Origin of the sequence: Phycicoccus elongatus Lp2, assembly GCF_000367525.1 — a bacterium.
Taxonomy (GTDB): Bacteria; Actinomycetota; Actinomycetes; order Actinomycetales; family Dermatophilaceae; genus Phycicoccus_A; species Phycicoccus_A elongatus.
The window spans coordinates 1219976-1235850 of sequence record NZ_HF570956.1; the positions used below are offsets into that span (position 1 = coordinate 1219976).

Annotated in this window: 13 protein-coding genes; 2 read left to right on the forward strand and 11 right to left on the reverse strand. The window is 67.4% G+C overall.

Annotated features, from left to right (window positions below):
- Positions 1-4: 4 nt before the first annotated feature.
- From BN10_RS05825 to BN10_RS16765, 4 genes are all read right to left on the reverse strand, one after another.
- A complete protein-coding gene (locus tag BN10_RS05825) occupies positions 5-1504 on the reverse strand; it encodes a long-chain-fatty-acid--CoA ligase (protein WP_010850264.1) in 1500 nt (499 codons plus the stop codon).
- Positions 1505-1958: 454 nt separating this feature from the next.
- Complete coding sequence (locus BN10_RS05835) at positions 1959-3881, reverse strand: FtsX-like permease family protein (RefSeq protein WP_010850266.1); 1923 nt, start codon at positions 3879-3881, stop codon at positions 1959-1961.
- On the reverse strand, positions 3878-4738 hold the full coding sequence (locus BN10_RS05840; protein WP_233354272.1) for an ABC transporter ATP-binding protein: 861 nt from the start codon (positions 4736-4738) through the stop codon (positions 3878-3880). Before BN10_RS05840 ends, BN10_RS05835 begins: the two co-directional genes overlap by 4 nt.
- 115 nt (positions 4739-4853) lie before the next feature.
- Positions 4854-5042, reverse strand: coding sequence for an SGNH hydrolase domain-containing protein (locus tag BN10_RS16765; protein ID WP_010850268.1), 189 nt, complete (start codon positions 5040-5042; stop codon positions 4854-4856).
- A 50-nt stretch (positions 5043-5092) separates the two neighbouring features.
- Between BN10_RS16765 and ligA the strand changes: the two genes are divergently transcribed.
- Entirely contained in the window at positions 5093-7261 is a 2169-nt protein-coding gene (gene ligA, locus BN10_RS05845) for an NAD-dependent DNA ligase LigA (protein ID WP_010850269.1), read from the forward strand.
- 10 nt (positions 7262-7271) lie between these two features.
- Here the strand turns inward: ligA and BN10_RS05850 are convergent, their stop codons facing one another.
- The 7 genes from BN10_RS05850 to BN10_RS05880 form a co-directional block, all read right to left on the reverse strand.
- On the reverse strand, positions 7272-7994 hold the full coding sequence (locus BN10_RS05850) for a metallophosphoesterase family protein (protein WP_010850270.1): 723 nt from the start codon (positions 7992-7994) through the stop codon (positions 7272-7274).
- Between the two features lie 25 nt (positions 7995-8019).
- Positions 8020-9099 (reverse strand): glycosyltransferase, encoded by a 1080-nt coding sequence (locus BN10_RS05855; RefSeq protein WP_010850271.1) that lies wholly within the window; start codon positions 9097-9099, stop codon positions 8020-8022.
- 9 nt (positions 9100-9108) lie between these two features.
- On the reverse strand, positions 9109-10107 hold the full coding sequence (locus tag BN10_RS05860; protein ID WP_010850272.1) for a phosphodiester glycosidase family protein: 999 nt from the start codon (positions 10105-10107) through the stop codon (positions 9109-9111).
- A gap of 147 nt (positions 10108-10254) precedes the next feature.
- A complete protein-coding gene (locus tag BN10_RS05865; protein WP_010850273.1) occupies positions 10255-11685 on the reverse strand; it encodes a carbohydrate-binding domain-containing protein in 1431 nt (476 codons plus the stop codon).
- A 17-nt stretch (positions 11686-11702) separates the two neighbouring features.
- A complete protein-coding gene (locus tag BN10_RS05870; protein ID WP_010850274.1) occupies positions 11703-12512 on the reverse strand; it encodes a polyphosphate polymerase domain-containing protein in 810 nt (269 codons plus the stop codon).
- On the reverse strand, positions 12509-13090 hold the full coding sequence (locus tag BN10_RS05875; RefSeq protein WP_010850275.1) for a DUF4956 domain-containing protein: 582 nt from the start codon (positions 13088-13090) through the stop codon (positions 12509-12511). Before BN10_RS05875 ends, BN10_RS05870 begins: the two co-directional genes overlap by 4 nt.
- A 96-nt stretch (positions 13091-13186) precedes the next feature.
- The gene (locus BN10_RS05880) at positions 13187-14212 is read right to left on the reverse strand and encodes a metallophosphoesterase family protein (protein WP_010850276.1); all 1026 of its coding nucleotides are present in this window, start codon (positions 14210-14212) and stop codon (positions 13187-13189) included.
- A gap of 76 nt (positions 14213-14288) precedes the next feature.
- Here BN10_RS05880 and BN10_RS15615 point away from each other — a divergent pair, with 76 nt between their 5' ends.
- The gene (locus tag BN10_RS15615) at positions 14289-15860 is read left to right on the forward strand and encodes a class I SAM-dependent methyltransferase (RefSeq protein ID WP_010850277.1); all 1572 of its coding nucleotides are present in this window, start codon (positions 14289-14291) and stop codon (positions 15858-15860) included.
- The last annotated feature ends 15 nt before the right edge of the window (positions 15861-15875 follow it).

Sequence of the window (15875 nt, forward strand, 5' to 3'; positions counted from 1 at the left end):
CGGATCAGCTATCCGCGGGCGCGTGCACCTCGCGACGCAGGATCTTGCCGGTCGGCCCCTTGGGCAACTCGTTGACGATCCAGACCCGGCGCGGGTACTTGTAGGCCGCGATCCGCTCCTTGGACCACTCGACAATCTCCTCGGGCGTCACCGTGGCGCCAGGGCGCAGGGCGACGGCCGCCCCGACCTGCTCGCCCAGGAGTTCATCGGGCATCCCGACGACCGCGGCCTCGAGGACGTCGGGGTGGGTGTAGAGGAGCTCCTCGACCTCACGGGGATACACGTTCATACCGCCGCGCAGGATCATGTCCTTCTTGCGGTCCACGATGGTGAAGTAGCCCTCGTCGTCCATCGTCGCCAGGTCGCCGGTGCGGAACCAGCCGTCCGGGATCGCCTCGGCCGTGGCCTCCGGCTTGTTCCAATAGCCCTTCATGACGTTGTCGCCCCGGATGGCGATCTCGCCGACCTCGCCAACGGGCACCTCCCTGCCCTCGAGGTCCACACAACGCATCTCGCAGCCCGGGATCGCCACGCCGATCGTCCCCGGCTTGCGCTCACGGTCGGGCATGTTGAAGGACGCGACCGGGCTGGTCTCGGAGAGGCCATAGCCCTCGAGCACCATGCACCCGAACTTCTCCTCGAAACCGCGCATGACCTCCAAGGGCATCGCGGAGCCACCGCTGGCGCAGGCGCGAAGGGAGGTCGCGTCCATGGCGTCGGCCTCGGGGTGGTTGAGAATCGCGGCATACATGGTGGGCACGCCCTGAAAGATCGTGACCTTCTCGTTGGAGATGACCTTGATCGCCTCGCCCGGGTCGAAGCGGGGGATGAGGGCCAGGCTCGCACCGACGTTGGTTGCTGCCACGAGACCGACGACGAGGCCGAAGACGTGGAAGAGCGGAAGGCAGCCCATGACGACGTCGTCGGGCCGGACCTCGAGGATCACCCCGCTGGACCGCTCCGCGTTGAGGCGCACATTGCGGTGCGTGAGCTCGGCACCCTTGGGGCGTCCGGTCGTGCCGGAGGTGTAGAGGATGATCGCCGTGTCCTCGTCGTCGCGCTCGATGGCCTCGGCGATCGGCTCACCGCCCTCGAGGGTGCCGTCGGCCGGGCCCATCGGACCGCACGGGATGATCCGCGTGCCCGCGTTGGCGGCGCCCTTGGTGGCCTCGTCGACGAAGTCCGGCCAGACGAAGGCGACCTTGGCGCCGCTGTCCGAGAAGAAGTAGTCGATCTCGCCGGCCTTGAGCAGCGGGTTCATCGGCACGACGGTGCCCCCGGCGAGCAGGATCCCCCAGAAGACCACCGGGAAGGCCGGCACGTTGGGGAGGATGATCGCGACGCGGTCACCGGGCTGGATGCCGTTCTCCCGCAAGGCTCCTGCGACCTTGGCGGCCATTCCCGCGAGCGGGCCGTAGCCGATGTCATGCCCCATGAACTTCAGGGCGGGTGCATCGGGTCGTGCCTGCGCGGTGTTGGTCAGGACTGTCGCCAGGTTGGTCACAATCGGCCTCCTTGCCGGGGGGGTTTCCCCCATCCAACCCGTATGCCGCGGGCTTGGCTAGCGTTGCGTGGTGATCACGACCGATGAGTTCCTCACGTAAGGCGACACCGCCTGGGACGGGTATGCCGCGATCGCACAAGAGTTGGGTGAGGACCTGATCAACGCCCGGCCGGACGTGGTGGGTGCCAACACGGCATACGGCGTGATCGCGCACGTCGTGGGCCTGGCGGGGCGGTGGGCCCGCACGGTCAACCTCGGCACCGTCGTCTCGCGCGACCGGGATTCGCGGCACTGTCATCCAACCCGCCTCGGGACCGGGCGGCCCAGTCCTGTGGTGCTGTCCTCCTGCACGTCTACGAGGAGTTGGCCCAGCACCTGGGCCAACTCGAGGTCATCCGTGACGTGCTGCTCGCGCGTCCGGCACGTCCTTGATCAGCGCGGCCCCAGGCCCACATCACTCGTCGCGCATGTCCTTGATCGGGTTGCGGCGGATGTTGCGCAGCAGCGGGGGAGTGATGGCGATCAGCGACATGACGACGATTCCGCCGAGGATCAACCAGAGCACCGGGTTGCGGAAGCCGAGGAAACTGAAGGTGGGCTCCGGGGTGAACACGGCATACGCGAGTTGTGCCGTCTTGGTCGCGCGATCTGCGAAGAGGACGTGCACCGTCCCGGCGATGATCAGGCCCAGCGCGGCCGCAAAGATCACGATCCGCACGGCCACCCAGACCGAATAGGTGACGTAGACCGCGGCGATGTCCGACCGCTTGGCACCGATCGCCCTGAAAACGGCCGTCTCTCGCCGCGAGTCGGCCATGACCCGCCCCATCATCGCCCAGATGATGATCGTCGCAATCGTGAAGGCGATGATCAGCAGGGTGAGGATGACCGGGCGCAACTGCCGCACGATGTCGTCGACGGTGAGGTAGTTGGTGCCATAGGCGCCGAGGCTGAACGGCATGCTCTCGCACGCAGGAGTCCAGTTCATCTGGCACGAGTTGCTCGCGACCGCGGTGCGGGCCTTCTCGACGGACGGGAAGGACGCAATGAACATGTCCTGGCTCATCGGTCCCATCCACGGGTCGTTGTTGACCGGAGCCGGGATCGCGAAGAGGGAATCGTGGCGGAGGGTGTCGGGGAGGGAGGCCAGGGAGTCGCTGGGGATCACCGCCCCGAAGCCGTAGTTCGTCCCGACCAGAATGCTGAGGACGGCGTCGATTCCCGAATTGGCCTGTCCCGGTGACGGGAGCAGTCCGACGACCTGGAAGGTGACGAGTTCGGCGCGCGGTGCGGGTGTCGGGTTGAACTCCTGCTCGAAGGCCTTCTGGTTGTCCTGCACCTTCTTGAGTTCCGCGGTCCTGGTGTCCTTGGTGACCGTGACCTGGCCGCACGGCGTCGTGGGGAGAGCGAGTAGGAGGTCCGGCTGGACGTAGTCACGATTGCCGCGGTTCGCAGCGATCTCCTGAGCCTGGGCGCGAGCTTCCTCGATCTTGGCGCGCTCGGCATCATTGCGGTAACAGCTGACGAAGGTGGCGCCGTTGACGGCGTCCCGCACCCCCTTGAACCAACGGACCTGGGCAGCCTGGTCCTTGGGTCGCTTGGGCAGGTCCACGGTCTTCTGGAAGACCGTGGCCGCGTCATCGGCGCTCAGGAGGACAGGCACGCCCTGAGCGGGCTCCCGGGCGTTGTTCGCGGGGGCGATGAAGGGGGCCACGAGCTCGTTCGGAACCACCGTGTACTGGCCCTGCCCGATGGCGGTCTGCATCTCCTTGGACGGCTCACCGGTCGACGTGGTCGTCAGGTCCTCGGTGCCGGCCGGGAGGAGGGTGAGCGACAGGTGACCGAGGTTCTTCGGCTCGTAGACCGTGGTTGCCCCGAGTGGGTCGACGAGGGCGCGGAAGGCCTTGGCGTCCTTCGGGGTGGCGCTGCTCGGGTGGTCCTTGCTGTAGCGCTGCCAGGCCACCGACTGGACGTTGATCTGCTTGCGGAACTCCGCGGGCACATTGGGGTTGGTGTCCTCGGTGACCGGCTGGATTTCGCTGCGCTCGTCGTATTCGATGCCGTATCGCTTGGCGGCTGCCTTGCGTTCCGCGAGGTATGCCGCGTGATACTTCCGCACCTCGGCGATCAGGGTTGCATCGCTCGGGTTGAAGTCCACCGGGCCGTAGTAGTTCGGGGTCCCGGAGACCAGGAAGCGGCCGTCGAGGTTCTGGCGGGCGAATTCGGTCAGGCTCTTGCTCATCCCGTCGACGAGGATCGTCGCCCCGGCCATCACCCCAAAGACCAGTCCCGACACGATCGTCGTGATGATCAGCCGCAGTCGCTTGGAGCGAATCTTGGTGTGCGCCAGGGTGAGGGCATCGCGCATCCCGATCATGCCGGCACCTCCTGCGGCACGATGAGTCCGTCCCTGAGGCGGATCGTCCGGTCCGCGCGCGCGGCCATCTCCTCGTCGTGGGTCACCATGACGACGGTCGTGCCGGACTCGTCGCGGATCTGCTCGAAGAGATCCATGATCGTCGCGCCGGTCACGCTGTCGAGGTTTCCGGTGGGCTCGTCGGCCAGGAGCAACTTGGGCCGGTTGAGCAGGGCACGGGCGATCGCGGCGCGCTGCATCTGACCGCCGGACATCTCGCGGGGACGGTGCTTGGCCCGTTCCGTCAGCCCCACCTCGTCGATGAGTGAGAGGGCGTGCTCACGTCGGGGCCCGCGCTTGGTGCCGGCGAACATGCCGGGCACTTCGGTGTTGGTGACCAGCTGGAGGAAGGGCTGGAGGTAGAAGAACTGGAAGACGAAGCCGATCGTGGAGTTGCGGAAGGTCGAGAGCTTGGCATCGCGCATCCTGCCGATGTCCGCCCCGTCGACGACGATGCGGCCGGCCGAGGGCTTGTCCAGGCCGCCGATCAGCTGAAGGAGGGTCGACTTGCCCGAGCCGCTCGCCCCGACCAGGGCCACGAACTCGCCCTCGTCGATGGTCAGGCTCACGCCGTCAAGAGCCTGGATCTTCTGTCGTCCCACCGTGTAGGTCTTGCGGAGGTCGGTGACATCGATCAAGGCCCGGCCCGAGCGAGGTCGAGCCGGTCGGCGGGGTGTGGGGATCGGGGCCGTGGTTGCGGGTGTCCCGGTCCCAGCCGCCGCCCGCAGTGCGGCGATCGCCGCCTCGAGATCCCCGTCGAAACGGGCGAGGAAGTCGGCTGCGCCCGCACTCGACGGTGCTCGTCCCGGTTCTGTCACGTCCACGTGTCCCCCACGTCTCTCCCACATCGGTCAAACCTCGCACGCTGCTGTGGCTCGCACACTATTGCACAATGCGTAATAGTTGGAGATTCGATCCGGAGAGTCTCGCCAATCAATGGGTGCGGTCGCTGTCCAGTGCCGCGATCGCGCGCGTCAAGGGTTCGACGAGGTGCTGGGTTGCCCGTACGGTCAGATGGTCGGAGTCTCGATAGATGACGACCCCGTCGCGCACAGCCGTGCACGTGTCGTCGGGGCAGATGGCCGCGTTGAGGTCCACGAGCCCAGCCCCCGTGTTCGGCACGAGCCGTATTCTGCCCCCTCGGTGTCGGCGTGGTGCGGCAGGATTGCCACGTGAGTGCCAAGGACACGCCGGGCCAGGGGTCCGCCAACCCAACCGACATCCCGGACGCCGATCGACAGGAGTGGCAACGCCTCGCCGAGGAGGCGACGGCGGCGCAGTTTGCCTATCACGTCAAGGACGCACCCACCCTCAGCGATGGGGAGTACGACCGGATCATCCGACGGTTGTCGGCGCTCGAGGAGGCCAACCCGACCCTCCGCACACCGGAGAGCCCCACCCAGGTCGTGGGCGGGGCGATCTTCTCGACCGAGTTCACGGCCGTCGACCACCGCGAGCGGATGCTCAGCCTCGACAACGCCTTCGATGCCGACGACATGAGGGCGTGGGCGGGGCGCGTCGAGCGTGAGGCCGGCGGCGCCGAATGCCACTACTTGTGTGAACTCAAGATCGATGGCCTCGCGGTCAACTTGCTCTACGAGAAGGGACGACTCACCCGTGCCCTCACCCGTGGAGACGGTCGCACGGGAGAGGACGTCACCCTCAACGCGCGCACCATCGCGGGTGTCCCGACCCGGCTCACCGGTGACGAGGTGCCGGACCTGATCGAGATCCGGGGCGAGGTCTTCTTCCCGATCGAGGCCTTTGCCGACCTCAACGCTGCACAGGTCGAGGCGGGCAAGCCGCCCTACGCCAATCCGCGCAATGCCGCGGCAGGATCGTTGCGGCAGAAGGATCCGCGCATCACGGCGAGCCGCCCGTTGCGCATGCTCGTGCACGGGATCGGGGCACGGGAGGGCTTCGAGCTGACCCGCCAGAGCCAGGGCTATGACCTCATGCGTGAGTGGGGGCTGCCGGTGTCCACCCACTCGGTGGTCGTCGACGACATCGAGGCGGTGCTCTCCTTCATCGAAGCGACCGGCGAGCACCGTCACGACGTGGAGCATGAGATCGATGGTGTCGTCGTCAAGGTCGACGAGGTCGCCGTGCAGCGCCAACTCGGCGCGACCAGTCGTGCCCCGCGATGGGCCATCGCCTACAAGTACCCACCGGAGGAGGTGAACACCAAGCTCCTCGACATCCAGGTGGGTGTGGGACGCACGGGTCGGGTCACCCCCTTCGCCGTGATGGAACCGGTGCTGGTCGCCGGATCGACGGTCGAGCGAGCCACCTTGCACAACGCCGATGAGGTGCGGCGCAAGGGCGTTCTGATCGGCGACACCGTCGTCCTGCGCAAGGCCGGCGACGTCATCCCCGAGATCCTCGGGCCGGTCGTCGCCCTTCGGGACGGCACCGAGCGAGAGTTCGTGATGCCCACCGCCTGCCCCTCCTGCGGCACCCCTCTCAAACCCGAGAAGGAGGGCGACAAGGACATCCGCTGCCCCAACTCACGGTCGTGCCCGCAACAACTGCGGGAACGGTTGGCCGGGCTGGCCGGCCGCGGCGCCTTCGACATCGAGGCCCTGGGTTGGGAGGGCGCCGGCGCTCTGCTCGACGCGCAGGTGATCACCGATGAAGGTGGCCTGTTCGCCTTGCAGGACAGCGACATCGCCAAGGTGCCGCTGTTCACGCGAGCAGCCAAGAAGACGGACTCGGCCGAGTCAGTGGTCGACGGGCGGGTCCTGTCGGCCATCGGGGCCAAGCTCGTCGCCAACCTGGAGTCGGCAAAGTCGCAGCCCTTGTGGAGAGTGCTCGTCGCCCTCTCGATCCGTCACGTGGGGCCGACCGCCGCGCGTGCCCTGGCGCAGCACTTCGGCTCGATGGAGGCGATCCGCCTGGCCTCGGTGGAGGAACTCTCGGCCGTCGATGGAGTCGGGGGCGTCATCGCCGAGGCCGTGCGGTCATGGTTCGACGCCGAGGATGCCGACTGGCATCGCGCGATCGTGGACGACTGGGCCGCCGCCGGGGTGCGGATGGTCGACGACCGCGACGACTCGATCGAGCAGACCCTCGCTGGCAGGACGGTCGTCGTCACCGGGTCGTTGGAAGGGTTCACCCGTGACGGTGCCAAGGAAGCCATCCTGGCCCGCGGTGGCAAGGCGGCCGGCTCCGTGTCGAAGAACACTGATTTCGTCGTTGTCGGCCCGGGTGCCGGCTCGAAGGAGACCAAGGCCCGCGAACTGGGCCTGGTGATCCTCGACGAGGCCGGTTTCGTGTCCCTACTGGCATCGGGCCAGGTGGGCCCACCGACGGACTCCGCCCAGGACGCGCCCTCGGCATAGGCCTGAGGTCTCAGGCCTCGACGACGGTGACCGACTCGACCCTCTCCGGGCCCAGATCGATCACCTGGAAGCCGGTCCCCGTGCCGGCGGGGGCGAAGTCCCATGCCTCCCCGGCGTGCTCGATCGCGTAGTAACTCGCGGGGCCGCCGAGGTGGTGGACGTGTCCCTCGACGAGTTCGAAGGCCTGGTGAGTATGTCCGCTCAGCAGGACGACCGGACCGATCTGGGTGTCCAGTCGGGCGGCCAGCGCGTCCTCGTCGCGGAGCACGAACCACTCGTGGCGGCTGCGGGACCGTAGCGGGTGGTGCTGGAGAACCAGCAAGGGCGTCGGGTCGGCCGGATCGATCTCATCGAGCGCCGCGACCGTCGCCGCGGCCTCGCCCTCGATCTGGTCCCGCACGTTGGTGGCGACCGCGACGACCCTCCACCCCCTGAACATGCCGGAGGGGTCGGGGAAGACCTCACGCACCGATTCGGTGAGGTCGTGGTTGCCGGGGACGACGAGCAAGGGCACGCCGGGGTATGCCGCGGTCAGACGCTCGTGGACCGCCAGGGCCCCGACGACGGAGTAGTCATCGGTGACATCGCCGGTCAGCACGATCGCATCGAAGGGTCCGTGCTCGCGCGTCGCCGCGAGGACGGCGTCCAGACGCGCCGCCGAGTCGATCTCAGGGTGGTAGGTCGACCACTGCGGGTCGTGCAGATGGGTATCGGACAGGTGCAGCAACCGCATGGGGCGAAACTAGTCGCGACCGGTGTCACTGCGTCGATGGTGTGAGTGTCGTCTCGGCCACGTTGACGCAGGCCCTGCCGGGTGATCCACGGTGGGGCCCGAAGATGGCCGTCCGTTGGACGACGTAACTACCCATGAAGAGGGAGAGCTCGGTGGCCACCTTGGCGATGACGAGCGAGCCGGTCACGATGACCAAACCCTCCATGAGCAGGGTGTTGGCGAGGAGGATGACCGCCGCCAGCGCGGCATACCGACATGCGGCGGCGCCCAACGGGAGTGCGCGTCCCCCGGCGAAGACGAATCGTCGGTTGAGCGCGAAGTTGATCGACCCGCTCGCCAGGCGGGCGCCGACCACGGCGACCAACACACTGCCGGTGAGGGCATGGAGGAGCGCGAGGAGGGCGACGTCGACGGCGAACCCGACGAGCGAGGACGCGGTGAAGGCGAGCAGTTGGCCCCACACGGCCAGGGAGTCCCATAGGGGGCGGAAGTGGCTCGAGGCATTGCCCTCGAGGTAGATCGTCTCGATCTCGATCTCGTCGAGGCGCAGCCCCTCGCGGGCAGTGGCCAGCAGGACGCGCAGTTCGTACTCGAAGCGGTCGCCGTCGATCGAGGTGAGCCAGGCCAGGGTGGCAGCGCGGTGACCGCGCAGGCCGGTCTGGGTGTCGTGGATGCGGGACCCGGTGGCGAGCGTGAAGGCGTGCCGGGTGAGGGCATTGCCGATGCGACTGCGCGCCGGGACGCGTCCGGTGAATCGGCGTCCGCCCAGCACCATGTCGATGTCACCGAGGGCGAGTCGGTCGGCCACTCGCACGATGTCGGCAACAGCGTGCTGGCCATCACTGTCGGCGCAGACGACATCGGCGCCGGGATGGGTGGCGGCGATGTGGGCGAACCCGGTCTTGAGGGCGGCACCCTTCCCCCGGTTGACGCGATGGGTGAGGACGGTGGCCCCGGCCATGGCGACCTTGGCAAAGAGGTCGGCGTATGCCGCGCCGCTCCCGTCGTCCACGACGACCACCGGGTCGTCGGTCGCTGCGACGAGTGCGTCGACGAGCACCAGGAGGCGGGTGTCGGGCTCGTAGGACGGGACGAGGATGACCATGGCCGAGCCTCAGCCTGCGATGTAGATGATGTCGGAGGTCCCGCGTTCCTGGCCCTTGCCCAGCGGGTTGTTGACCAGGGTGCCGTCCAGGACCATCGTCGTCGAGCCGCCGCCGTCGAGGTTGTAGGCGGTCTGGGCCCCGAGGCCGGCGAAGATCTGGGCGAACTCGGTCATCGTCACGCCCTTGCTGTAGCCGCTGCTGCGGCCGTCGACGGCGACGAAGACGAGGTGGTTCTCAGCGATGACGCCGATGCCGGTGCGGGGCTGGTTGCCCTGGATCGAGTGGTTGCCGACGTTGGTGTCGACCTCGACGGAGTCGATGCCCGAGACGACCTTGCCACCATCGACGATGCCGGGCCCGAATGACCAGGTCTGCCAGACACCCGCGTCGAGGAGGGCTTGGGCGGTTGTCGTCGTCTCGTCGTAGAGCTTCAGGGAGCCGTCGCTGTAGAAGGCCAGCCCTTGGCGTGCGCCCTTGTCGCGGAAAGCCACGCCGTTGCGGATGACGATTCCGGTGTCACGGAAGCCGTAGTAGTCGCCGTTGATGGCGAACTTGGCACCGACCTGCGCGGCAATGACCGACGGATTGGCGACGATGTTCTCGCCGAACTGGTCGTTGGCGAAGGCGGACCGCAGGATCGTCGCGTCACTGATGGTGACATCGGCGACGTAATAGGTCACGGTGCTGGTCCCGCTGCCGGTGACCACCTTGTCGATGGTGATCGTCGCGGTGTCCGAGGTGTAACCGTTGCTGGTCGTCGTTCCGGTCGTGCTGGCCGCCGCCTGCCGGACGGTGGAGGAGGACATCGAGCTGGTGTTGCTCACCTCGACGTGGTCGATGACGTAGCGGTTGAGGGCCCAACCGGTCCCCCCGCTGACCACGAAGAGGCCGGCCAGGCCGCCGCCGAGAAGTGCGCGGCGGGTCATCGGGCGCTTGGGGGTGGCGCTCTGCTCGAGACCGGTGGTCGTCTGCTGTTGGGGTGCTTGGGGCGGTGTGATCGTCGTCATGGATAGAGTCAAGGAGGCCGCATTGTGCTCTCCCTGTGCGTGATCCGTGACTGCGACATGGACTGTGACATGGACTGTGACAGCACGCGAACATGCCGTGGGGCCGGCTGGTGGCCGGCCCCACGGCATACGGGAATGGAGGTGTCTCTAGCCGCGTGGACCCCCGCCCATGCCGCCGCCGGTGGCCTGGCCCGCTGTCACCGTCGCGGTCGTCGAGCCGTTCACCGTGACGGTGTAGGACTGCCCCGAGACGATGTGGTCGCTCGCGACAACGACGTTGGCGACCGCCTTGACGGTCGTGTAGGTCGCGATGACGGTGTCACCGCTGCGCACCTCGATGGTCGCGCCCGCCGGGGCCGACACATTGGCCTGGACGTAGTTGCCGGAATCCGGGGCCTCGGCCATCCCGGCGCTGCCGGCCGCGATCAGCGTGCCGCCGGTGTAGGTGATGCCCGCGTTGGAATCCAACGATCCGTTGCCATTTCCGGTGGGCCCGGCGACGGTCGTGGTGCCGCCGCTGATCGTGATGGAGCCATTGCTGTCCAGGCCGTCGCCGCCCGCGTTGACGGTGAGGGTGCCGCCGCTGATGAGCAGCGACGAGCCGTCGTCCGCCATGCCGCCACCCCCACCACCACCACTGGTGGAGCCGGTGCCCGACGAGGCGTTGACACCGTCGTCGCTGCTCGTGACCGAGGTGCTCCCACCGGCGATCGTGATCGTGTGCCCCTCCAGACCCTCGCTGGATTTGGCGATCGTGACCGTGCCGCCGGTGATGGCCAGGTCACCTTCGGCGTGGGCGCCGTCGTCGCCGGCATTGACCGTGACGGTGCCGCCGGAGATGACGATGTCGCCGTACTGCGCGTCGGTCTCATTGGTGGACTTGAGGCCATCCTGGGCCGAGGTGACGTCGAGCGTGCCGTCCTGGATCACCAGGTAGTCCTTGCCCCGGATGCCGTCGTCGGCGGCCTTGACCGTGATGGTCCCGCCGAGGATGACCAGTCCGTCCTTGGAGGCGATCCCGTCGGCGGTGTTGCCGGTGACGATGAGCGAGCCGGTGCCGCCGATGGTGAGGTCGGCCATCGAGAAGAGGGCAGCATCCGCTGCGTCCTCGCCGCTGGTGTCGTAGCCGGACCCGTCGGTCAACGAGTTGCTCGTCCCCTCGGCGAGCACGACGACGACCTCGTCGGCGGCACGCACGTCGATCGCCGCGCCGGACGAGTTCGTGATGGAGGCGTTCGACAGGACGATCCGCACCTTGCCCTCTGCGGAGCAGTTGACGATGACCTGGCCGTTGCTCAGTGTCCCGGTGAGGATGTAGGTGCCCGGCTCGGTGATCTCGACGTTGCCCGATCCGAGCGCGATGGCCTTGGCGGTCGACGCGTCGTAGTCGACGTCATCGGCCTGGGCATGGATCGTGTAGCTGCCGTCGGTGGCGGTCGTCGCGACCGCACTCGACGTCGTGCCGGAGGAGGTCGTCGCTCCGACGTCGGCGATCGAACCCAGGCTGGTGCCGCAGGCGGCGAGGGCCAGGGCTGCGGACAGGGCCACCAGGCCCTTGGCGATGCGGTTGGTCTTCATGGTGTCGTCCTTTGGGGTCAGCTCGCGTGGGCGAGCAGCGGGTTGGTGAGGGTGCGGTGCCACTTCAGGTGGGGGAGGTCGGCGTGGGTGGTGACCATCCCGGCTCCGTACTTGCTGATCTGCATCGGTCGATGCCCCAGTCGCCAGAGCGCGCGGTCGACCGCCGTCGGGGTGGAGCCGGCTTTCGTCTCGACGACCGCGACCTTCTCGACGAAGGCGCGGATGCCGTCCTGGGCGGTCCAGCGCACATCGGTGTCGACGGTGGTCCGGTGACCGGCGGAGAGGAAGGCCAGGGTGCTGCGTCGATAGGTCACCTCGAGGGTGGGATGCAGGTCGCGCGGGTCCAGGTCGGGTATGCCGTGCGCCGCCAAGGTGGTGGCGACGAACTTCTGCCCGGCCGGGTCGAGGCCGCCGTGGACGGGGTGGGGGAGGGACTGCCTCTCCTTGACCGTGGTCCCTCGGGCGCCACGTGTCTTGACCTCGAGGAAGTGCAGGTCGCTGTCGAGATAACTCCTCGCGCGCACCTTGAAGCGGCGTCGACGACGTCGACCCCCGTCATGGAAGGAGCGCAGGTCAGGAGTGTCGAAGTAGATCGAGGAGTAGCCGAAGGTGCGGCGACCGTCGATATCGAGGGCGACCGCCTCGTGTGCGGTCGAGCTGAACACGGCGTCGAGATCGTCAGCCGGGATGACGTACTTGCGGTCGATCCGGGTCATCCGGCCCGCCTGCGCGGCCAAGGTCTCGAGACTGACCGACGACAACTCGGCCAGCGCCGCGGCATACGAAGGGGTCGTGGGGTGCAGCGGCGGCACCAGGGTCAGGCTCATGATCCGACTCGCGCCGTCTGGGCGATGGTCGCGCGAGTGGCGGCGTCGGCGCGGCTGGTGACTGTCACCAAGGTGGTGTCGTTGACCAGGTCCGTCCGGCGCACGGTCACGTCGGTGACCTCGTGGCCGAGGAGGAGTTCCACGTGCGCTCGCAGTGTGGCCCGGTCGACGATCGCGCGGTCGACGAGCAGGTCCTGCCGGACCGTCCGGCGCGAGACCATCGGGTGGTCACCGACGTACACGGCAACCAGGACCAGTGCCATGAGAGCCATGGCGAGGGCCGGCATTCCCACGCCGATGCCGCCGATGAGGCCCAGGGCGAGGGCCGCGAAGTAGTGCGCCACCTCGGTCTGGTTCAGTTCCTCGGACCGCAGCCGGATGATCGACAGGACGCCGAACAGGCCCAGTCCCAACCCGACGGAGGCCGTCATCGTCGACAAGGCCGCCGCAACGGCGAGGACGCCGACGTTGACGCCGAGGTAGGCGACCACGAGGTCGCGGCGGTGGTGGCGCGAGAGGAACAGGGCGATGAGGACGGCGATCGCGGCCAGGTCGGCGGCGATGAGAACGAGGGACATGAGGTGCTCCTGGAGGTCAGTTCGTGGATGACCTCCATTGAGCCGGTGACTCTTGTCCGGCGTCCTTGATGTCCCTGTGGGCCTCCTGTGCGGTGCTCAGCGAACGACGTAGGAGTCGATCAGGGCACCCGAGACGTCGATGAAGTCGAAGGTGATCGAGTCCTGCGTCGCCCGGACCCGCTGGGCACCCCAGTTGTCGGCGAATCGCACCTTGCTGCCGTCCACGGGCTGGGCACCGAAGCTGTAGAGATGGGCGCCCCCGAGCCCGTTGACGAAGTAGGTGATCCCGTCCCGCTGAATGCGTTCGTAGGTGTGCGCATGGCCGGACATCACCACGTCGACACCCCATCGGGCGAAGGGCCACTGCAGGACGACCGTGGGACCGTGCGAATTGTCCGAAGAGTACGGCGGATGGTGGTCGACGACGACGTTCCAGCGTGACGTCGAGGCTGCGACCTGGGAACGCAGCCATGTGGCCTGGCGAGAATCGGCAGTGATGCCGTCCGGCTCGTCGTCGTTCGAATTGAGCACAAAGAAGTGGACTGGTCCCTCGACGAAGTCGTAGTAGCGCTCGTTGCCCGACGTGTTGGTGAACCCGTTGCCGGGAAGGTCGAAGTAGTCGAGGTAACTCTCGGGGGACGGCTCGGCATCACTGATGTCGTGGTTGCCGATCGTGGTGAAGAAGGCATTCTTCGAGGCTCCGCCCTGCGGGCAAGCGCTCCCGGTCGTGCTCACGTCCTTGAGCCAGCGACAGTAGTAGCGCCCCACCGCGCGGTCATATCGCTCAGAGCCGCTGCCTCCGGCCTCGGAGTAATAGACGTCACCGAGGCCGACGATGAAGGCCGGGTCCCACGAGGCGACCAAGCGGGCCACGTCGGCTTCGTGCTGGTCCCCGCTCCCGAAGTCACCGATGACGGCGAAGGACACGTCGGCGACGTTGGGTGTGGGCGTGCTGGCGCTGGGGGCGCTGGTGGTCGGGAGCGTGCTTGCGGTCGGGGCCGACTTGTCGGCAGCGCTCCAGTTCAGGCGTGAGCCGAAGAGTGCCAATCCCGTGACGACCAGGACGATGGTGGCCGCGATCAGCGCGATGGTGAGTCGGGAAAGACCGGGGGCACGGTGCACCCGGCCATGATATGGGTTGTGGTCGTGGGCCCGCTGGCGGAGTAGAGCCGCTGGCCGGACCTCTAGACTTTTGCCCATGTCTGCCAGCACCGTTGGTCAGTTCCTGAGTCCGATGTCCTTTCAGGATCCGCCGGTCATCACGCCCTCGGGATGGATCGAGCACGGGCCGTTCGCCGCGTGGTTGGTCGAGGCGACGTCTCCCGATCTTCTGGTGGAACTGGGAACGCACTGGGGTTACAGCTTCTTCGCCTTTTGCGAGGCGGTGAGAACGTTGGGCCTGAACACCCGGTGCGTGGCCATCGACACCTGGGAGGGTGACGAGCACGCCGGGTTCTACTCCGACGAGGTCCACGATTACGTCGCGTCGGTGGCCAAGGGGTATGGAAGCACGGCCGCGATGATGCGCATGCGCTTTGACCAGGCTGTCGGTTCGTTCGAGGACGGCTCGATCGACGTGCTCCACATCGACGGACGCCACCTCTATGAGGATGCGGTCGAGGACTTCGACACCTACCTCCCGAAAATGTCCGACCGTGGGGTGGTCGTGATGCACGACATCATGGAGCGTGGGCATGGTTTCGGGGTGTGGCGGCATTGGGTCGAACTGAAAGACCGATACCCCACCTTCGAGTTCAGGCACGAACACGGGCTCGGGGTCGTGGCCGTGGGGCAAGACGCACCCGAGGCCATCGGTCGGTTGACCAGCCTCGGTGAGGACTCCGCCGAGGCTGAGCAGGTGCGCCGCATGTACTCCCAACTCGGCAGGGCCATCAGCGGGGCGGAAGGAATGCGTCGCGCGGAGGAACTCCAGAGAGCGCTCGCTGCGGCCAACGAACGCCTCCAACACACCACCGATGCCATCGCCCGACAGGCCGCAGGACGGGAGCTGACTCTGCTGCGAACGGTCAGAGACCTCGAACGCGACGTGCGCGAAGCACGCCATCTAACCCCCAACCTGTTCAAGGGTCTGCTTCGTGAACGGCTGCGGGCAGAGGGCGTCCGACTCCTCGACTCCCAGGGTCCGGACCAGACCATGCGGGATCAACTGGCAGCCCTGTTCGATGCCGATTACTACGCCTCACAGCACCCCGAGCTCGCGCCCGAGGAGGCGACCTTCGAGCACTACGTGGAGAACGGATGGCCCGCTCACGAGAGCCCCACACCGCTCATCGACCCCGTGTGGTACCTCGCGGTCAACCCGGATGTGGCCGCCGCGGGCATTCCGGCTGTCGATCATTACCTGGTCTTCGGTGAGAGTGAAGGGCGCGACCCCAACGCTGTCTTCGACAGCTCGTGGTACCGCCGGCAGCACGCTCAGGACTTGGCGCCGGGTGAGCTGGCCCTCACCCGATTCGCCACCGTCGGTCACCAGGAGGGGCATGACCCCAGCCCGGCCTTCCACACCACGTGGTACCTCGATCGCTATCCCGAGGTGGCCGACTCCGGGCGCATTGCCCTGTCCGATTACCTGCGCGACGGAGCCCTCAAGGGCCGCGATCCTCATCCGGACTTCGACACATCGTGGTACATCGCGGCCAATGCTGACCTCTGCCGGGACGGCACGAATCCGCTGGTCCACTACCTCACCTTCGGTCTCGAGGAGAACCGTGCCACCAATGCGTCCGGCGCGCACCTGTGTCGAAGCTGACCCGACGACCGAGGC

What these genes read in the sequence shown, in the direction of transcription:
- BN10_RS05875 (WP_010850275.1), bottom strand. Translation starts at nt 13,090, where the DNA reads ATGTCCCTCGTTCTCATCGCCGCCGACCTGGCCGCGATCGCCGTCCTC.
- BN10_RS15615 (WP_010850277.1), top strand. Translation starts at nt 14,289, where the DNA reads ATGTCTGCCAGCACCGTTGGTCAGTTCCTGAGTCCGATGTCCTTTCAG.
- BN10_RS05870 (WP_010850274.1), bottom strand. Translation starts at nt 12,512, where the DNA reads ATGAGCCTGACCCTGGTGCCGCCGCTGCACCCCACGACCCCTTCGTAT.
- BN10_RS05835 (WP_010850266.1), bottom strand. Translation starts at nt 3,881, where the DNA reads ATGATCGGGATGCGCGATGCCCTCACCCTGGCGCACACCAAGATTCGC.
- BN10_RS05850 (WP_010850270.1), bottom strand. Translation starts at nt 7,994, where the DNA reads ATGCGGTTGCTGCACCTGTCCGATACCCATCTGCACGACCCGCAGTGG.
- BN10_RS05855 (WP_010850271.1), bottom strand. Translation starts at nt 9,099, where the DNA reads ATGGTCATCCTCGTCCCGTCCTACGAGCCCGACACCCGCCTCCTGGTG.
- BN10_RS05860 (WP_010850272.1), bottom strand. Translation starts at nt 10,107, where the DNA reads ATGACGACGATCACACCGCCCCAAGCACCCCAACAGCAGACGACCACC.
- BN10_RS05865 (WP_010850273.1), bottom strand. Translation starts at nt 11,685, where the DNA reads ATGAAGACCAACCGCATCGCCAAGGGCCTGGTGGCCCTGTCCGCAGCC.